Annotated in this window: 19 protein-coding genes and 1 pseudogene; 15 read left to right on the plus strand and 5 right to left on the minus strand. The window is 42.5% G+C overall.

All coding sequences use genetic code 11. The annotated features are described in order from the left end of the window. Nucleotides 1-410 precede the first annotated feature (410 nt). A complete protein-coding gene (locus AC3ZVC_RS07600; protein ID WP_490067746.1) occupies nucleotides 411-950 on the minus strand; it encodes a flavodoxin family protein in 540 nt (179 codons plus the stop codon). A gap of 180 nt (nucleotides 951-1,130) precedes the next feature. Between AC3ZVC_RS07600 and AC3ZVC_RS07605 the strand changes: the two genes are divergently transcribed. From AC3ZVC_RS07605 to AC3ZVC_RS07620, 4 genes and pseudogenes are all read left to right on the plus strand, one after another. Continuing rightward, nucleotides 1,131-2,507: an alkaline phosphatase gene (locus AC3ZVC_RS07605; protein ID WP_490067748.1), complete on the plus strand. Its 1,377-nt coding sequence runs from the start codon at nucleotides 1,131-1,133 to the stop codon at nucleotides 2,505-2,507. Between the two features lie 67 nt (nucleotides 2,508-2,574). Beyond that, nucleotides 2,575-3,210 (plus strand): DUF4352 domain-containing protein, encoded by a 636-nt coding sequence (locus AC3ZVC_RS07610; protein WP_490067751.1) that lies wholly within the window; start codon nucleotides 2,575-2,577, stop codon nucleotides 3,208-3,210. 160 nt (nucleotides 3,211-3,370) lie between these two features. Beyond that, the gene (locus tag AC3ZVC_RS07615) at nucleotides 3,371-3,832 is read left to right on the plus strand and encodes a MarR family winged helix-turn-helix transcriptional regulator (protein WP_490067754.1); all 462 of its coding nucleotides are present in this window, start codon (nucleotides 3,371-3,373) and stop codon (nucleotides 3,830-3,832) included. 3 nt (nucleotides 3,833-3,835) lie between these two features. Beyond that, nucleotides 3,836-6,963: pseudogene (locus tag AC3ZVC_RS07620) on the plus strand (MMPL family transporter). Nucleotides 6,964-7,094: 131 nt separating this feature from the next. Here AC3ZVC_RS07620 and AC3ZVC_RS07625 read toward each other — a convergent pair. Beyond that, nucleotides 7,095-7,811, minus strand: coding sequence for a 3-ketoacyl-ACP reductase (locus tag AC3ZVC_RS07625; protein ID WP_490067757.1), 717 nt, complete (start codon nucleotides 7,809-7,811; stop codon nucleotides 7,095-7,097). A 144-nt stretch (nucleotides 7,812-7,955) separates the two neighbouring features. Between AC3ZVC_RS07625 and AC3ZVC_RS07630 the strand changes: the two genes are divergently transcribed. Continuing rightward, nucleotides 7,956-8,948 (plus strand): LLM class flavin-dependent oxidoreductase, encoded by a 993-nt coding sequence (locus tag AC3ZVC_RS07630; protein WP_490067758.1) that lies wholly within the window; start codon nucleotides 7,956-7,958, stop codon nucleotides 8,946-8,948. A gap of 472 nt (nucleotides 8,949-9,420) precedes the next feature. Here AC3ZVC_RS07630 and AC3ZVC_RS07635 read toward each other — a convergent pair whose 3' ends face one another. Next, nucleotides 9,421-10,110, minus strand: a complete 690-nt coding sequence (locus tag AC3ZVC_RS07635; RefSeq protein WP_490067762.1) for a C39 family peptidase — start codon at nucleotides 10,108-10,110, stop codon at nucleotides 9,421-9,423. Nucleotides 10,111-10,235: 125 nt separating this feature from the next. Continuing rightward, nucleotides 10,236-11,093 (minus strand): LiaG family protein, encoded by an 858-nt coding sequence (gene liaG / locus AC3ZVC_RS07640; RefSeq protein WP_490067764.1) that lies wholly within the window; start codon nucleotides 11,091-11,093, stop codon nucleotides 10,236-10,238. A gap of 172 nt (nucleotides 11,094-11,265) precedes the next feature. Here liaG and AC3ZVC_RS07645 point away from each other — a divergent pair, with 172 nt between their 5' ends. The 7 genes from AC3ZVC_RS07645 (at nucleotide 11,266) to AC3ZVC_RS07675 (ending at nucleotide 15,107) form a co-directional block, all read left to right on the plus strand. Next, nucleotides 11,266-11,412, plus strand: a complete 147-nt coding sequence (locus AC3ZVC_RS07645) for a hypothetical protein (protein WP_490067765.1) — start codon at nucleotides 11,266-11,268, stop codon at nucleotides 11,410-11,412. 35 nt (nucleotides 11,413-11,447) lie between these two features. Continuing rightward, complete coding sequence (locus AC3ZVC_RS07650; RefSeq protein ID WP_490067767.1) at nucleotides 11,448-11,669, plus strand: GNAT family N-acetyltransferase; 222 nt, start codon at nucleotides 11,448-11,450, stop codon at nucleotides 11,667-11,669. Nucleotides 11,670-11,782: 113 nt separating this feature from the next. After that, nucleotides 11,783-12,340 carry a tyrosine-type recombinase/integrase gene (locus AC3ZVC_RS07655; protein ID WP_490067769.1) on the plus strand — a complete coding sequence of 186 codons (558 nt, stop codon included), beginning with the start codon at nucleotides 11,783-11,785 and terminating at the stop codon, nucleotides 12,338-12,340. 17 nt (nucleotides 12,341-12,357) lie between these two features. Beyond that, nucleotides 12,358-13,848: a potassium/proton antiporter gene (locus AC3ZVC_RS07660; RefSeq protein ID WP_490067772.1), complete on the plus strand. Its 1,491-nt coding sequence runs from the start codon at nucleotides 12,358-12,360 to the stop codon at nucleotides 13,846-13,848. A 162-nt stretch (nucleotides 13,849-14,010) separates the two neighbouring features. Beyond that, nucleotides 14,011-14,202 (plus strand): helix-turn-helix transcriptional regulator, encoded by a 192-nt coding sequence (locus AC3ZVC_RS07665; protein ID WP_214723836.1) that lies wholly within the window; start codon nucleotides 14,011-14,013, stop codon nucleotides 14,200-14,202. Continuing rightward, the gene (def, locus tag AC3ZVC_RS07670) at nucleotides 14,195-14,773 is read left to right on the plus strand and encodes a peptide deformylase (RefSeq protein WP_490067773.1); all 579 of its coding nucleotides are present in this window, start codon (nucleotides 14,195-14,197) and stop codon (nucleotides 14,771-14,773) included. The genes AC3ZVC_RS07665 and def overlap by 8 nt, the downstream gene beginning before the upstream one ends. 121 nt (nucleotides 14,774-14,894) lie before the next feature. Further along, complete coding sequence (locus AC3ZVC_RS07675) at nucleotides 14,895-15,107, plus strand: hypothetical protein (protein WP_490067774.1); 213 nt, start codon at nucleotides 14,895-14,897, stop codon at nucleotides 15,105-15,107. A 36-nt stretch (nucleotides 15,108-15,143) separates the two neighbouring features. On the opposite strand, the gene AC3ZVC_RS07680 is transcribed toward AC3ZVC_RS07675, so the two are convergent. Continuing rightward, nucleotides 15,144-15,275 (minus strand): hypothetical protein, encoded by a 132-nt coding sequence (locus AC3ZVC_RS07680; protein WP_490067775.1) that lies wholly within the window; start codon nucleotides 15,273-15,275, stop codon nucleotides 15,144-15,146. Between the two features lie 132 nt (nucleotides 15,276-15,407). On the opposite strand from AC3ZVC_RS07680, the gene AC3ZVC_RS07685 reads away from it, so the two are divergent. The 3 genes from AC3ZVC_RS07685 to AC3ZVC_RS07695 all read left to right on the plus strand — a co-directional run bounded on the left by AC3ZVC_RS07685 (nucleotide 15,408) and on the right by AC3ZVC_RS07695 (nucleotide 17,935). Continuing rightward, on the plus strand, nucleotides 15,408-16,154 hold the full coding sequence (locus tag AC3ZVC_RS07685; protein ID WP_490067776.1) for a DUF2935 domain-containing protein: 747 nt from the start codon (nucleotides 15,408-15,410) through the stop codon (nucleotides 16,152-16,154). 274 nt (nucleotides 16,155-16,428) lie between these two features. Next, nucleotides 16,429-17,247, plus strand: a complete 819-nt coding sequence (locus AC3ZVC_RS07690) for an amino acid ABC transporter substrate-binding protein (protein WP_490067777.1) — start codon at nucleotides 16,429-16,431, stop codon at nucleotides 17,245-17,247. Next, the gene (locus AC3ZVC_RS07695; RefSeq protein WP_490068859.1) at nucleotides 17,234-17,935 is read left to right on the plus strand and encodes an amino acid ABC transporter permease; all 702 of its coding nucleotides are present in this window, start codon (nucleotides 17,234-17,236) and stop codon (nucleotides 17,933-17,935) included. Before AC3ZVC_RS07690 ends, AC3ZVC_RS07695 begins: the two co-directional genes overlap by 14 nt. The last annotated feature ends 3 nt before the right edge of the window (nucleotides 17,936-17,938 follow it).

Here is a 17,938-nt window from a genome sequence, read left to right on the forward strand (position 1 = left end):
CGGCATATTTCTAGGCTTATTTTTTAAAATCATTGAGTCTATTACCCGAGTAAAAGTGTATACACTGCTCCTCAACGTAGATTACATCCCGATCCTAAATAGCTATAATTTCCCTGAAATCGTGGAATTCTTATTCCATTTAATCATTTCAGTCCTCTTGGCTGTCATCCTCTTTCATCTAATAGAAAAATTTCAATGGACCAGAAAGCAGATTGTGTTTCGCACCGTATCCATATCTATCTTTATCGGCGTGCTGCTTTATCCAACGACGGCCTTATCTGACCGCACCCCTGAGTTGACATCTGCTGCGGCCCTTATTTTCTGGCTGTCGGGTCATCTTTTATATGGAGGAATGCTGGCGGCTTTTCTTAGAAAAAGGGACCGTCAAGCTAGACGGTCCTCAGAGGGCATTATTTTAAAAATAACTGATTCCACTGTTCCGCTTTTGCCAAAGCAAGGGTATCTTCCTTGACCTCTCCCGGCTTAACTCCGCTTCCAATGATATAGTCAGCAAACTCCATCCCGACAAAGTCAAATATGTATTGAAATTGCTGAACAAGCGGCAATCCCTTCACTTTGGCGCTGTTTCCTCCAGTGATCACGACATATGCTTTTTTCTTTGCCAGTTCTTCTTTAAGATTGAATCGCTCATCTCTTAAATACTGTGACCAGCGATCAAAGAAGTCCTTCATTTGGCCGCTCATGCCATACCAATATAAAGGTGTGGCAAACAATAAAACATCATGAGACAGCATGTGCTGTATTAATTTTTCATAATCGTCGTCAACAGGTGAGAAGCCTTCCTCGGCATGCCTTTTATCAACAATGGGCTCTATATGCATATCTGACAGTTTAACAAGGGTAGAATTGGTACCTTCGACAATCTTTTTGGCTAAGTATTCAGAGTTGCCGCTTTCTCTTGTACTTCCAAGCAGGGTCAATACTTTCATTAAAAATCGCTCCTTTATCATTAACGTCTGTTTTTATGGATTTTACATAAAAAATTTTAATAAAGCAAAAAACTGGATCTTTACATAAGTGTTATATTATTTTTACATTCTATTAATCTCTCATTTACACTATGTCCCTATACTTTTACTTGTAAGTTACTAACAGGGAGGTTCTATAGAATGACATTTAAGAAGTTCACAAAAAAAGCACTTCCGGTTCTTGCTGCTTCTGCCGTTGCGTTTGGCGGACTAATGGGTACCGTTCAGCAAACAGAAGCAAAAGGACAATCAAATAATAGAGAGATCAAGAATGTAATTTTCCTTATCGGTGATGGGATGGGCGTATCTTATACGTCTGCATACCGCTATTTGAAAGACGACCCTAGCACAAAATTTGTTGAGCGTACGGAGCTGGATAAATATCTGGTCGGCCAGCAAATGACTTACCCGGAAGATCCGGAACAAAACGTAACAGACTCAGCCTCTGCAGCAACAGCCATGTCTGCAGGGATTAAAACTTATAACAATGCGATTGCAGTAGATAATGATGGCTCTGAAGTGAAAACAGTTTTAGAAGCAGCGAAAGAGCAAGGAAAAGCGACAGGACTTGTGGCCACTTCAGAAATTACACATGCAACTCCAGCTTCATTCGGCGCGCATGACGAAAGCCGTAAAAATATGAATGCTATTGCTGATGATTATTATGATGAGCTTATCAATGGCGAGCATAAGGTTGATGTTCTTCTTGGCGGCGGGACCGATTTATTCATCCGCAATGACAGAAACATTACAGAAGAGTTTAAGAAAGATGGATTCAGCTATGTAACAGACCGCAAGGAATTGCTGGCGGATCAAAATGAGCAGGTTCTTGGTTTATTTGCGGAGCGCGGCCTTCCTAAAATGATTGACCGCACAGAAGACATTCCTTCACTAGAAGAAATGACTGCTTCTGCAATCGAGCGCCTGAACAAGGATCAGGACGGTTTCTTCCTAATGGTAGAAGGAAGCCAAATCGACTGGGCGGGTCATGATAATGATATCGTTTCAGCTATGAGCGATATGGAAGACTTCGAAAAAGCATTCAAAGCAGCGATCGATTTCGCGAAAAAGGACAAGCATACTCTTGTTGTTGCAACTGCCGACCACTCAACTGGCGGCTACTCGATCGGTTCTGACGGGGTTTACAACTGGTTCAGCGAGCCTATTAAAGCTGCTAAGCGCACACCAGACTTTATGGCTCAGGAAATTGCCAATGGTGCAAGTGTAGAGGATACTTTAAAGCAATATATTGAGCTTGATCTGACAGCTGAAGAAATCCAATCTGTTAAAAAAGCTGCTGAAACGAAAAAGGTAACAGATATTGATAATGCTATTGAAGAAATTTTCAACGAGCGCTCCCATACTGGCTGGACAACAGGCGGCCATACTGGTGAAGATGTACCTGTTTATGCATTTGGCCCTTCAAGCGAACGATTTGCGGGACAAATTGAAAATACTGACCAGGCTAAACTGATTTTTGAATTATTGAAGACCAATGTAAAGGTTGAAGATAAATAAATTTCAATCTCCCGCTGCTTTCATAGAGCAGCGGGAACTTTTTTACAACAACTGAAGGGGGATCATCATGAAAAAACTAATAACAATGATTGCTCTCTTATCTATCGTTTTATTTGGCTGCTCTAGTGCGCCGGAACAGCCTGCAGATGTCAGCGCTGAAGCTCCGATTGAGAATGAAGCCATGAAAAACTATGCACCCAACCCACAGGTTCCGGATGACCGTCAGCTGCAGAAAGCTGGCCAGACTCACCTGGATGAAAAAGGCGAAATAACCTTAAAAAAAGTCAAAAATGTAAATGGCACCTATAACATGGGTCCGATTGAATTGAAAATTACCGAAGCAAAAATCATGCATTTAAAACCTGATTACAGCTTAGTGGACTACTTTCATACCCTGACACATGACGAAGAATTCGACTTTGTCAAAGTCTTTGCAGAAATCAAAAACACATCCGATGAAAAAGTAAACTTTGCCCCTGTTGCTATTATGGAAACAAGCGAAGGAGAACAAGTCACCTGGGAAAATGATATTTATCTTGATGGATTAAATGAAGAAATAAGACCAAACGAAACCAAGGCCGGAAACATCGGCTTTATTATAGAAAAATCCGATTTGAAAAATATCGAAATTACGACGAGCGACGTCTTCAATGCAGAAGGGAAAAAGATTGAGGATGCAGAAAAGATTAAGATTGATTTTTAAAGGGAGAGGCTCCAGTGTTGGGGTCTTTTTTGTTTTTAGAGTTGGAAAGGTTTATAAAGATTGACAACTCTCCCTCCATCCATTAAAGTTAACTACATTAATAGTTAAACAGTTGAACAGTTAAACGATAGAATAATTTAAGCGTGAGGTGAATATATAAGTGAGTGTGCCAAATATTAAGGAATTGGTCGACCGGTATATAGCCGTTTCTTTTTCTGTGGAAAAAAAGGCAGCTTCTCTTGTAAAGGATCAGATTGGCAGTGATCTTACAAATGATCAGCATTATACGCTGAGGTACATAAATCAGGTGGGTTCTTGTACTTCGTCCGAGCTTGCGGAAGTATTTGATGTGAAAAAGAGTGCGATTACCGCGATGATTACGCGGATGTGGGAGAAGGGACTGATCCAGCGGACGCGCGATGAAAATGACCGCAGGGTTGTGTATTTGACTCTGACTGAAAAAGGCAATGAGCTGTATGCTGAGGCAGAAGAAAAAATTCATAAGCTTGTAGAATCACTGATTACGAGATTTGACCAGACTGAAATCCAGCAGTTTATTGAAACCTTTGAAAAACTGAACAAAGTCTTATTAGAAAGCACAGATGATAAAGCGGGGGAATAAAGAGTGCATACAATTATTAAAAGAAAATGGCTTGTCATTGTTGCCTGGATTGCCATAGTTGCCGGTTTATTTCTGGCAGCACCGAACATGGCAGATCTCGTCCGTGAAAAGGGGCAGATCACCGTTCCTGAAGAGTATTCATCGACCCTTGCCGGGGAGATTATGGAAGAAGTGCAAAAGCAGGAAGGCGGCGGGGATGAGACCCAGGTTGCGCTTGTTTTTCATCATGATAAAAAGCTGACAGATGCAGAAATAAACGAAGCGGAAAAAGCCATCCGCACGCTTGAAGAAAAAAGTGATAAGATTGGCATTACTGAAATCCTGACTCATTTTAACGAAGAAAGCTTGGAAGAACAGCTCGTTTCAGAGGACGGTAAATCGATTCTTGCTTCTGTCAGTGTCAGGTGGGATGACCGCGAGGCAGCTGAGCTGAGGAAAGAGTTATATTCGGCTATTGATGATGTAAAAGTAGATTATTATTATACGAGCGAGTGGCTGATAAATGAGGACTTGATGACGAGTTCCCAGGAAGGGCTAAAAAAGACTGAGGGGATTACAGTCGTCTTTATTTTGGTTGTTTTGCTGCTGGTATTCAGATCCGTGATTGCCCCGGTCATCCCGTTATTGACAGTTGGGTTTACGTATCTTGCTTCACAGTCTATTGTTGCTTTTTTAGTTGAGAAATTGGATTTTCCGATATCAAACTACACACAGATTTTTCTAGTTGCAATTTTGTTCGGAATCGGAACAGACTATTGCATCCTGCTGCTGAGCCGTTTTAAAGAAGAACTTTCATATAATGAAAGCACAGCTGATGCGATTGTAGCGACATACCGCAATGCGGGGCGCACCGTCTTTTTCAGTGGCGTAGCCGTTATGATTGGTTTTGCTGCGATTGGCTTTTCGCAATTTATTCTTTATCAATCCGCGGCAGCTGTTGCAATTGGGGTAGCGATTCTTCTTATTGCGCTATTTACGATTGTTCCTTTCTTTATGGCTGTATTGGGTCAGAAGGTATTCTGGCCATCTAAAAAGAGTGCTGAGCATGGCGAGAGCAAGCTTTGGGGTACAGTCGGCCGCTTCTCACTGGCACGTCCATTTCTGGCCTTGCTTATCGTGGCTGCTGTTTGCGTACCGTTCCTGGTGACATATGACGGAGAATTATCTTACAACTCACTTGAGGAAATTGGCGGAGATGTCAACTCCATCAAAGCTTTTAATGCGATTGCCGATAGCTTTGGTCCAGGACAATCCATGCCAACACAAATTGTTTTGAAAAATGACGAGGCGATGGATTCAGCAGAATATGTAGGTCTGGCTGAAAAAATAAGCCGAGAAGTCGAAAAAGTAGACTTAGTTGATACCGTCCGCTCTGTCACAAGACCGACTGGTGAGCCAATTGAAGACTTTTTTGTTGCCAAGCAAGCTGAAACTCTTGAAGAAGGTCTAGGAGAAGGAAAAGACGGCCTGAATAAGATTTCGGACGGCTTGAATGAAGCGAGCAATGAACTGGCCAAATCGGAGCCTGAACTGAAAGGTGCCACTAAAGGAATCAATGACTTAATATCCGGTACAAATGAAATCAAATCCGGATTAGGTGAAATCCAGACCAATCTTGCTAAAATTGAAAACGGTATTCGCCAGGGATCGCAGGTTCAGAGGAAATTAAAGCAGGATTGGCTAAAACGAAAGCAGGGGCGGAAGAACTTCTTGCAGGCTACCAGCAGCTTTTAGCTGGATATGAATCTGCGGAAGAAAACATTCCTAACTTAATTGGCGGGTACGAACAAATTCAAAACAACTTGAATGAGCTATCTGCAGGCATTGAACAGGCTAATGCAGCATTGTTTAACTATGTTGAGGGCCAATATCCTGAATTGGCACAAGATCAGCAATATCAAGGAATCAAAGGCCAGGTAGCAGGTCTTCAGCAGCAGCTGCCCAAGGTTTCTGAAGGAATCACTGAAGCCAACAAAGGATTATCCCAGCTGCAGGCTGGCTTGGAAATAGCTAATACAAACTTTGAAAAAGCACTAGGCGGCCAAAAAGAATTAGCTGCTGGCCTGCAAAAACTAATCGATGGAATCGATGCACAGCAGGCAGGCCTTGACCAGCTTGCCGACGGCCAGGGACAAATCGTCAATAGCTTCCCGCAGCTGACAAACGGTTTGGCTGGAATCAATGGCGGACAGGAACAGCTGCTTGCAGGCTTTGGTGACCTGGGCGGGCAAATCACCCAGCTGACAGATGGGCTTGGCCAGAGTGCGGATGGCCTGGAACAGGTATCAGAAGGACTGGGCTCAGCACAGGAGTACTTGACAGGACTATCAAGCTCGGAAAATATGGACGGATTCTATTTGCCGCCAGAAGTTCTTGAAGATAAAGAGTTTGCTCAAGTATTCGATACGTACATGTCTGAAGACCGCAAAGTTATGACAATGGACATTGTGCTGGAAGCCAACCCTTATTCCAATGAAGCAATTGGCCAGGTTGATGAAATAAAAGAAGCGGTTGAAAGGGCAACAAAAGGAACAAAACTTGAAAATGCCATTGTGGCAGTCGGCGGTATCACAAGTACGAATGCCGATCTAAGCACAATGTCAGACCAGGATTACTCCCGTACAGTTGTACTGATGCTGCTTGGTATTTCCATCATCCTTGTGTTCCTTTTCAGATCAATTATTATGCCAATCTATCTAATTGGTTCACTGATATTAACGTATTATACAAGCATGGCGATGAATGAGGCCATTTTTGTGAACCTTCTCGGATACTCAGGCATCAGCTGGGCGGTTCCATTCTTCGCGTTTGTTATTTTAGTTGCACTCGGCGTGGACTACAGCATCTTCTTAATGGACCGCTTTAACGAATATCGCGATCTTTCCATAGCAGATGCCATGCTGCTATCCATGAAAAAGATGGGTACCGTCATCATCTCGGCTGCCGTCATCCTCGGAGGAACATTCGCTGCGATGATGCCATCCGGAATGCTATCACTATTACAAATCGCATCCATTGTCCTCATCGGACTCATGCTCTACGCACTGGTCATGCTGCCGCTCTTCATCCCGGTCATGGTCAAAAACTTCGGCCAGGCAAACTGGTGGCCGTTTAAAAGAAGCGTTAATTAAAGAGGGAAGAGGCTATCCTTGTTGGGTAGCCTTTTTTTTGGGACTCCTCCGAAAGAGACCACCGGCAAAAACAAAGGCAAACGCTATATCCTCTAAAAAAAGCAGACCCATACCGGATCTGCCATTAACAATTATGGATTTGTAGACCACATGCCAGCAGTTTTTACAAACACACGCGGATTTAATTTCAGCTGTGCCACGATAAACTCTGCAAGGTCTTCCGGCTGCATCACCTTATCAGGATTGCCGTCAGTCAGGTTTGTTTCAATCGCAAGGTCAGTTGCAACTGTGCTTGGAGTCAGTGCGCTTACACGGATATTATGCTTTCTCACTTCAAGCATTAGCGATTCCGTCAACCCCAGAACCGCAAACTTAGATGCACTGTATGCACTTGTGACTGGGGCACCTTTTTGGCCGGCTGTGGATGCAATGTTGATAATATCCCCGGACTTCTGCTCAATCATATCAGGCAGGACTGCTCTTGTAGCATTATACACACCCATTAAATTAACTTGGATAATGTTTTCCCATTCCTCCGGTGAAAGTTCCAGGAAACCGCCGAATTTGGCTATGCCCGCGTTGTTGATCAGGATATCCACAGAACCGAGATCCGATTTAATATGCTCAACAGCATGTGTTACAGCTTCAAGATCGGCAACATCAGCTGCAGCAGCAGAAACGTTCACATCAAACTGGCTTAGTTCGTCTGCCACTTTTTCAAGGTTCTCCATTGTGCGGCCCAGCAATCCGATGTTGACACCTTCTTTTGCAAGCGCGATAGCGGTTGCACGCCCGATTCCTCTGCCAGCTCCGGTAATCAGTGCTGTTTTGCCTTTTATTGTATGCATCGTTTTTTCCTCCTTTTAAAAAAATCATTCATATACTACCAAAAAGTATGTGAATTTCCTAATAAACCGCCTGCTCAAATTGAATATTTGAGAAAAGCTCCCTCCGTATGGTAAGATCATTTTCAACAAAAAGGAGGGCTGCCCATGAAGCTTAGCATACTGGATCAATCAGTCATCACGAAAGGGGAATCTGCCGGTGATGCTCTCCGCAAAACGGTAAAGCTGGCCCAGTCCGCGGAAGAGCTTGGCTACACCCGGTTCTGGGTAGCCGAGCACCATAACTCCAATGGCATAGCAGGTTCCTCTCCAGAAGTCCTCATCTCCCATATTGCTTCAAGCACCAGCAATATCCGTGTTGGCTCAGGAGGAGTTCTGCTGCCTCAATATAGTCCTTATAAAATTGCCGAAAATTTTAATATGCTAGAGACTCTATTTCCGGGCAGGATCGATCTCGGTTTAGGCCGGTCACCCGGAGGTTCTGCATCTACCCGGCTCGCGCTGACTGATGGATTAAGAAAAAGCCTGAACGAATTTCCGAGGCAGGTAAAGGATCTCCAGGATTTTTTATACAAGAAACTGCCAGAGGGACATCCTTATCAGACTGTCGAAGCTTTTCCACAGGTGGCTGATCCAGCCCAAATGTGGATGCTGGGTATAACGCATCGGGGTGCAAGGCTGGCTGCCGAGTATGGAACCGCATTTACATATGGCCACTTCATAACTCCTGCCAACGGAAAAAGGGCCATGGATACGTATATTAATCAATTTCGGCCCTCAGCCGGGCTATCAAAACCGAAGGCAAATGTGTGCATTTTTGTTGTATGTGCCGAAACACAGGAAAGGGCGGAAGAGCTGGCATTAAGCCAGGACATGTGGCTGCTGGCGGTAGAAAAGGGGAGGGACACGAGGATTATCTCACCCTCAGAGGCAAAAAGCATCACTCTGACACCAGAGGAAAAAGCAAAAGCAGTGGAAAACCGCAAACGGATGATCATCGGTACGCCTGCAAAGGTAAAAGAAGAATTGCAGCTGCTCAGTGAAATATATCAAACAAATGAATTCATGGTCATCACCAATATTTATGATTTTCAGGACAAGCTGAATTCCTACAGACTGCTGTCCGAAGCTTTCACATAATGATAAAAGATCCCCGAAATGAGGATCTTTTACATTATGCACAAGATATCCACGGCTCGAGGATAATTGTTGTTTTATAAAATTAAGAATCGGACCTAATAATCAAATTTTACACAAGTAATCCATCACATAAGGGTTTCTTCCTTCAACTTATACACAACTAATCCACCACATAAGAATGTTCACTTGCAAAAGCGATTTTATCTAATTATGCACAGCTTATCCACCAAATGAAGATAGGGGATCCAAACTGAAGGATTCTTTCTAATTGTGGATAAATAATTCACTGACTTTTTTTATTTTTCTGAAGTAATCCACAATATAATGTGTTTTCAATTAAAATAATCCACATGTAGTGGATAATTCACAACAAGGGCTTCTTTTTCGAAAAGTATCCACAACATAATAATCGATCATTGTACATTCCCTAAAGTTATCCCCAGCCGAAGGTTTTCCCTCCCAGAATCTTTCCTCAATCCACATACGTAATGGCCTGTTTTCCAATCTGCTCCCAGCCGGCAATGAACTCATCCCTTGGGTATTGGGTGTTTTTCTCTTTTAGCGGGTCGTTTGCATAAATATGTTCATCATCATAGCCAGTGACTAAAACGGCGTGCATTCTGTAAGTGACTTTTATCGGGCCATCTTTTGTTTCCCAGGTTTCCCATTCCGATTCAGGCAAGACGTCATAGGTGCTTGTAATAATGACCCATACAGGGCGCCCTTCATCAAGCTGTTCGATGACTTTATCAAAATCACTGCCTGTCAGATCATTAATTCTTCCCGGCAGGTATTTTTCAGCGAGTTCTGCCACAGGTTCGTGGTAGGCTCCAAGTCCGGGTTCATCCAATGTTCGCATGTTGCCTACAAAACCTTCATGGATGTTTCCTTTGTAGCCGTCCTCTTCAAAAGGGACCCGATTGATTTGCTCTGATAGTGTCATTTTATCCGTTTCCACTCCCGCATCATTTAAAAGCATGGCCAGGCTGGTGACTTCGCAGCCTCTTTCCAGCTCAGGCTTTTGCAAATAATGGGGAGCATCAATCAGGACCTTGCCGTTCTCTTGCTCAACAGACTCTTTTTCAGCTTCCTGCCCCGTGTTTCCTGAAGGCGCTGAACATCCCGTGAGCAGTACCATAGCCAGTAAAATAGCTTTCCTCAAAAAATACCCTCCTTTAAAAAATTTCGTTTATCAAAATATCAGTTATAAGATTATTTCCCAATGAAGACCGTGGTTAACCATCCTAAGCACATCAAAAAAAGCCGGTTTCCCGGCTTTACCAATTTTTATTTAATTTCCGCTTTCCCGCTCGATACGGACACATTAATATCATGTTCACCTGTTCCTTGCTTGCCGGAAATATCATTCTTATCCAGATTTTCCTCGTCTAGCGAAAGGCTGCTGCTGATATGTCCGCTGCTCGCTTTCCCTTTCAATGTAAAGTCAGCGTCATCAGGCAAATCAAGGCGAACGAAGCCCGAGCTTGCTTCCACACTTACGGAATCAGTTAATTTTTCCATCATAATATCAAGCTGACCAGAAGAAACTTCCGCATCCAATTTTCCCTGGTAGTTTTGGACTTTTACTCTTCCCGAACTCATGTCAATTTCCCCGCTGCGGGTAATCAGATGATCGGCATCCATCATCCCTGAGGAACCTTCATGCTCAAATTCGTTAGCTTTAATATTTGAAAGGCTGACTTTTCCGGAACTCATATCAATATTCAGCTTTTCAAGCTCGAAAGGTTCGTTCTCAGATTCACCTGCAAAATCCAAACGCCCAGAACCAATATTAATCGACATGGACCTGCTATAATCTTCCGGAATGTAGATCTTCAAGTTGCTTTTATTGTTAAAAAATTGGAAGCCATCAAGCCATTTACGTTTGTATTCCACATGAACTTCATTTCCGGATTTATTTACCGTTACTTTCCCTTTGCCGTCAAGCTGTGCTCTAACATCGCTGCGCTTTTCCGGAATAATCACAGTATCTGAGCCGGAAACATCGATGCTGATCAAGTCCGTTCGATCGTTAATGGAAGCTTCTGTTGCGCTGCCTCCGAAGGTCATCCAGCTAGTGACACCAGTAAACAATAGATAGGAGCCGACCAGGATGATAAAAATCATAAAAATCCTTTTCAACATAATCCCTGCTTTCATTCATTAGATTTCTTATCTTTATTTTATGAAAATCCTCAGCTGAGCACATTGAGCCGCAGATTTAATTTCAGCTAAGACTTGAGGCTTAAAGATTTGTAAAAAAGGATTTTCTTTCACCGTCTATATTTTATCATAAAAGGAAAAATCAGGAGAATGCATGAAAACGATTACGCTTGCAAATGGAAAGACAATTGAAGTGGAATGCCTGAGCTGTGCTCTTACCAGCGGAATGATGGAACCGGATGGCGGAACGATCTTTGAATCAGAGAACTTTCATGCACACCAGAGAGGTCCTCATGATTAAAGCAGAGTTAAACACCTTTAAAATTACAAAGAAATATGAAGCTTCAGCAAATGTCGGTGAAAACAGCATTCCGCAATAGGGGAATCGCCAGAGCGATGCTGCAAGTACTGGAGAGCCAGGCACAAGCAGACGGTTATAAAAAAATTGTCCTTGAAACCCATTTGGCCTGGAATAGCGCCGTCACACTCTATAAAAGCAGCGGATATAAGGAATCTTTACAGGAAGAAAGAATGATCCATCTATTCAAATCAATATAAAGGATTTGCCTCAGGGCAGGTTCTTTTTTTTGTGCTTTATTAAAACGCATATGAAATGCAATGTTACATAATATAGTGTATAATGAACTTATGTTACATTACAGGGTGATCAAATGAAGACTGTTGAAGCAATTAAAGATATTCACAAGCTGGAAGTGATGAAAAAATATCTGGAGCACAGATATTCCCGGGACTACTGTTTATTCCTTTTTGGCATAAACACCGGTGTACGCATCCATGACCTTCTGAACCTCCTGGTCAAGGATGTGCTCGATGAGAACAATCATGTTCTTCCCTTTCTTTCCTCTACTCCATACAATAATCCGCCTGTTTATTTAAACCCAAATGTTCGTCAATCCATCCTAAACTGGATTGAAGAAGGATCCCTTACATCAGATGATTACTTATTTAAATCCAGAAAGGCCAATGCGCCGATTACGCGCCAGCAGGCCTACCGCATTTTAAATGAAGCTGCTAAAGAAGCTGAAATAGAAGGTCCCGTTGGCACTCATACTTTAAGAAAAACGTTTGCCTTACATGCTTATCGGAAGGGAATTGCGATCTCTCTGATTCAAAAAAGGCTGCAGCAATCCTCGCCTGCAGAAACCCTGGCTTATCTCGGCATTTCAGACCGCCATTCCGTTCCCATTGTTCTTGATGTGAATTTATAGAAAGAAGGTGATGACCATTGGCTGAGTTTATTTGGCAAACAGATGCACTTATTTTATTAGCCGCCATTCTCTTTATAATCGGTGTTCTAACAACGAAGTTCTCCGCCCGCCTTGGAGTGCCGGCCCTTGTTCTCTTTATTGCTGTCGGAATGGCTTTGGGTCATTTCATTTATTTTGATAATGCGAGACTTGCACAGATGATTGGCGTACTTGCTTTTATTATTATTCTGTTTGAGGGCGGGCTGCAGACAAATTGGAAAACTGTAAGGACTGTTGTTGCCCCTTCTTTATCATTGGCAACCCTTGGAGTTCTTATCACAACAGGGCTTGTTGCAGTCGCTGCCAAGTTCATTCTAGGGGTGGATTGGGTGGTTGCCCTTCTGTTTGGCGCGATTGTCGGTTCAACAGATGCTGCTGCCGTTTTCGCCGTATTAAAAGGCCAAAATATTAAGCCTAGAATTTCTGCAACGCTGGAGGCTGAGTCAGGTTCCAATGATCCAATGGCTGTGTTCCTGACTGTTGCCATGATCGAACTAATTACAATACCGGAATCAAGTATGTTTTCTCTCATAGGTTCATTCTTTATCCAGATGGGCGTGGGGCTGCTGCTCGGACTGCTATTTGGTAAATTGGCTGTATTCGCTCTTAATCGCATTAATTTGGATTCCAGCGGACTTTATCCTGTATTCGCAACCGGTTTTGCGATGCTGACGTATGGTATTACTGCTTTTTTCGGGGGAAGCGGGCTGCTGGCTGTGTATGTTGCCGGAATTATCATCGGAAATACCGATATTGCTTACCGCCATTCCGTCTTTCGATTTACCGAAGGCTTTGCATGGATGATGCAAATTTCGATGTTCGTCATTTTGGGGCTGCTGGTTTTTCCCGATGAGCTCTTTCATACGGACATATTATTAAAAGGCCTTGCCATTTCTGGTCTTCTTATTTTTGTTGCCCGGCCGGCGGCAGTCTACCTATCTACGATTAAAATGGGCTACACGCATAAAGAATTAATTTTTCTATCATGGGCCGGATTGAAAGGAGCAGTACCAATCGTACTTGCCACTTTTCCGCTGCTATCGGGTGTGGAAGGAAGCCACGAAATTTTCAATGTTGTCTTTTTCGTCGTCCTGACCAGCGCCCTTGTCCAAGGGTCTACGATCACCATCCTTGCTGAAAAACTGGGTCTTTCAGGTCCTGAAAAAACAACGCCTATGCACTCTCTTGAGCTTGTTTCCCTTGGCAAGGCTGATGCTGAAATGATTGAATATGAAATAGAAGAAGATGCCGTTATTATCGGGCATACACTCCTGGAAATTCCTTTTCCTGAAGGCGCACTTGTCAATGCCATTATCCGTAAAGATGAGCTTATTACACCTACAGGAAACACGACCATTGAGCAGGGGGATTTTCTGTATATCCTCACAAAAAGAAAATATAAAAGGGAACTAAAGCAGCTGCTGAAAAAGAAAAAACTGCCTGAAGAACTGGCAGAGGCAGAAGCATAGTTAGCAAAAGGTCTGTCTGTGATAGGGCAGGTCTTTTTTTTCACGGATATAACCGAGATTTCGCGGATAAATTTTTCCGCGCAGAAGAATGTCCAATTAGTTGGACATCACCACAGCCAAAATGATACGATAAATACAGTTTCAGCCCAAAAAGGTGATAATATGAAGAATAAAATAAAAGAAATGCGGAAAAAGCTGGGGATTACACAGGAAATGCTGGCAAAAGAGTGCAGTGTGGTCAGGCAAACGATCAATTGCATTGAAAATAATAAGTATGACCCAACCCTGGAGCTCGCTTTTAAGATTTCCAAAACATTAAATGTAAAGGTAGATGAAGTATTTATTTATGACTAAATTCGATGCAAATACAATAATTACTATGAAAGATATTGTTCGAGAAGGCGATCCGGTTCTGCGCGAAGTGACGAAGGAAGTTACAATACCGCTTACTGAAGAGGACCGTGGAACGTTAATCGCGATGATGCAGTATTTGAAAAATAGCCAGGATCCTGCCACGGCGAAAAAATATAGCCTGCGCCCGGGGATAGGTTTATCAGCAAACCAAATTGGACTGAACAAGCGCATGTTTGCAGCGTATTTTACCAATGAAAAAGGCGAGCCGCAGGAATATTATGTGATTAACCCGAAAATCATCAGCCACTCAGTGGGCGTGATTTTCCTTCCTGATGGGGAAGGCTGCCTGTCTGTAGACCGGGATGTTAAAGGGTATGTCCCGCGTTATGAACGCATTAAGGTAAAAGCCTATAACCTGGAGGGCGAAGAAGTAACCCTTCGTTTCAAGGGCGTCCCATCCATTATTATGCAGCATGAAATCGATCATTTAAACGGGATCATGTTTTATGACAGAATCGACAAAAACGACCCATTCAAAGTGCCGGAAAACTCCGTGATGGATCATCTTTAATAACGAAAGCATAGGACAATAAGGAACTGTGTTCTATGCTTTTTTGTTTTACCTGAGTACAGGTGTGGTAAATATTTAATACTCATTTATCAAATACTAAAACGAAAAAGGAGGAATCTTAATGGACGAGAAAACTGCTGAAACGAATATAAAGCTGAATGAAAAGCTGGAAGATCAGACTGTCCACTCTAAAATGAGCAGCAAGACAGAAACAGAGGATGCCAATCTTAAGCTTCAGGAAGCGATGAATAATAGAGAAGAGCATCAGAACATGGCACCAACCTATCTGTATAACAATACGCCTGCTATTAAAATTACAGGGGACGATGAATAGGAAAAACCGGCTTTGAACAGAAAGCCGGTTTTTCTTTTAATCCAAATCCGTCTTATCGTTTTGATCCTTATTTCGCTTATTGCCTTTGCTGTTATCTCCGCTAACCGGTGATTGATTTCCTCTTGGCGAGTTTTGATTTTTGCTGCCTTTGTTATATTTTTTCGTCATGGTGATTCTCCTTTCTTAAAAATGCTCCCTTATTTTCTGTAATTCACCCCTTTTTTATCCGAAATGCTTAATTCATGATTCATTTTCGAAAAGCATATACATCTAAAAGGATTAATATGGGGGGATAGCAGGATGAATGAAATAGGGCTGACGCCTTGGGAGGAGCATGCCTTTTGGCTGGAAATTCTCGAGGACCATGCGATTTTTGTAAGAGACCATCTTTCACCGACAGAAACAAAATACGTAAAGAGAGCAGATGAATATAGACAAGCCTTTCGAAATCTGCAAAGCAGGCTGAACCAATTTCCGCCTTCCGCACAGGCAAATTCCCAGGAAGCCATTTCTTTTGCGATGGAAGTCTGGCCAATTGCAAACGGCTATTTTCAATTCGAAGGGAAGCTGCAGAATTTACGGATTAATAACGTGGTTAATATTAACCTTTCACCGACATACTTCAACGGTACATTAAGCGAGAACGAGGAATACTTGCGGCTGCTGAGCTATTATGCAATAGGGCTGACACCGCCGCCTCAATCTCTTGTTGACTTACTTGATTTATGGCTGGAGGACCAGCTTGGCCATATTGTTCTGCTGAGGAATTCGATTGATCCAATTGAGGTTTTTGTTGAGGAGCAGGCCGAAGTCTATACGCGGATATTCCAGGGCTTCATGGTGCAGAACCGCCATATGAAGGGATATCTGAAATTCACACATCCGGGATTTCCGCGCCAGCAGGAATTTGCACATGATGTTGGGCTTGCTGTTATTGAAATGAATGAATACATTAAGGGAATTGTTCAAAAATACGCCGGCAAAAGGATCCTTAATAAAACGACGTTAAGATTTCTCGAACACATTTCCCGGAAGCTTGCTATTTAATAAAAAAACTTAGTTACTATGCTCCCGAGCTGGCAGGAGAAGCTTCCAAATGCTCGCTGAAAAAACCTTCTTATTAATAATCCTTCCTTTTAACCTTCTTGCTCAAAGAAGGTTTTTTGTTTGGGAAAAAGTCCCGTTCAAAGAAAGATTGCAGTTGTAATTTGGCTATTAAAGGAAAAGCTATAAAAGTAAGATTTTTTCTTTTGACAGATGTTAATTCATATAATAATATTGCTAATGCTAATAAAACACATCAGAATTAGGGGGATTGAAAATGAAAAAATTTACTATGCTTCTCATGCTGCTTATGAGCACTTTGTTGTTAATTGCAGGCTGTGGAACGAATAAAGCGAATCCAGAAAACACTGCAGAGGAGAAAAATACGAACGAGGACCTATTGGCTAAAGTTCAGGATGAAGGAAAGTTGTTAATCGGAACAGAAGGGACCTACCCTCCATTTACATTCCATGACGATAAAGGGGAACTTACCGGTTTTGATGTTGAAATTGCGAAGGAAGTTGCCAAAAGGCTTGATGTGGAGCCAGTATTCCTGGAAACACAATGGGACGCAATGTTTGCCGGTTTGGATTCAAAACGTTTTGATATGATTGCAAACCAAGTTGGAATTCGACCTGACCGTCAGGAAAAGTACGACTTTTCGGATCCATATATTTCTTCAGCCGCAGTACTGATTACTCATGAATCCAATAATACTGTTTCGAGCTTTGAAGATATTGAAGGACTAAAAGCTGCCCAATCCATGACAAGTAATTATGCCGATCTTGCAAAGTCCAATGGAGCAGAAATTGTGGGTGTGGAAGGATTTAATCAAGCAATTGAGCTAATAAACTCAAAGCGTGCAGATGTTACAATTAACGATAATTTATCGTTTTTAGATTTCAAAAAACAAAAACCTGATGCTCCTGTTAAAATAGTTGCGGAATCTGAAGATGCTTCTCAAAGCGGCTTGATGTTCCGAAAGGGAAGCGACACATTGGTGGAAGAAGTTAACAAAGCCTTAAATGAAATGATTGAGGATGGCACGTATCTAAAAATCTCGGAAAAATGGTTTGGCGAAGATGTTCTTAAGTAGTATTTTTTTAGACCCGGAAAGGGTCGCAAGGCTTATGGAGATTGGCAAGAATTCATTCCAGCCTTTACTTGAAGGTGCCATTATGTATACCATTCCATTAACGCTGATTTCATTTGTGTGCGGTTTGGCATTGGCGATTTTAACGGCTCTTGCACGAATTTCAGGCAAAAAGGTGCTGCAGACAATAGCTAGAATTTATGTATCAGCAGTAAGAGGAACCCCATTGCTTGTTCAGCTTTTTATTATTTTTTATGGGCTGCCGACCATCGGAATCATAATTGACCCATTCCCTTCTGCTATTATAGGATTTTCGTTAAATGTAGGGGCATATGCTTCTGAAATCATACGTGCAGCGATCTTATCGATTCCCAAAGGGCAATGGGAGGCTGGATACTCAATTGGAATGTCATATCCGCAAACTCTTAAGAGGATTATTCTTCCGCAGGCATCCAGGGTATCGATACCGCCTCTTTCTAACACATTTATCAGTCTTGTAAAGGATACATCTCTGGCTTCCATGATCCTGGTTACAGAGATGTTCAGAAGAGCACAGGAAATAGCAGCAACCAATTATGAATTTTTGCTCCTGTACATGCAGGCTGCCCTTATTTATTGGGTAATTTGCTTTTTGCTCTCTGTCGTGCAGGGAAGGATTGAGAACCGCCTTGACCGGTATGTTTCTTCATGAAAA

The organism is Cytobacillus sp. C11.1 (assembly GCF_058145115.1).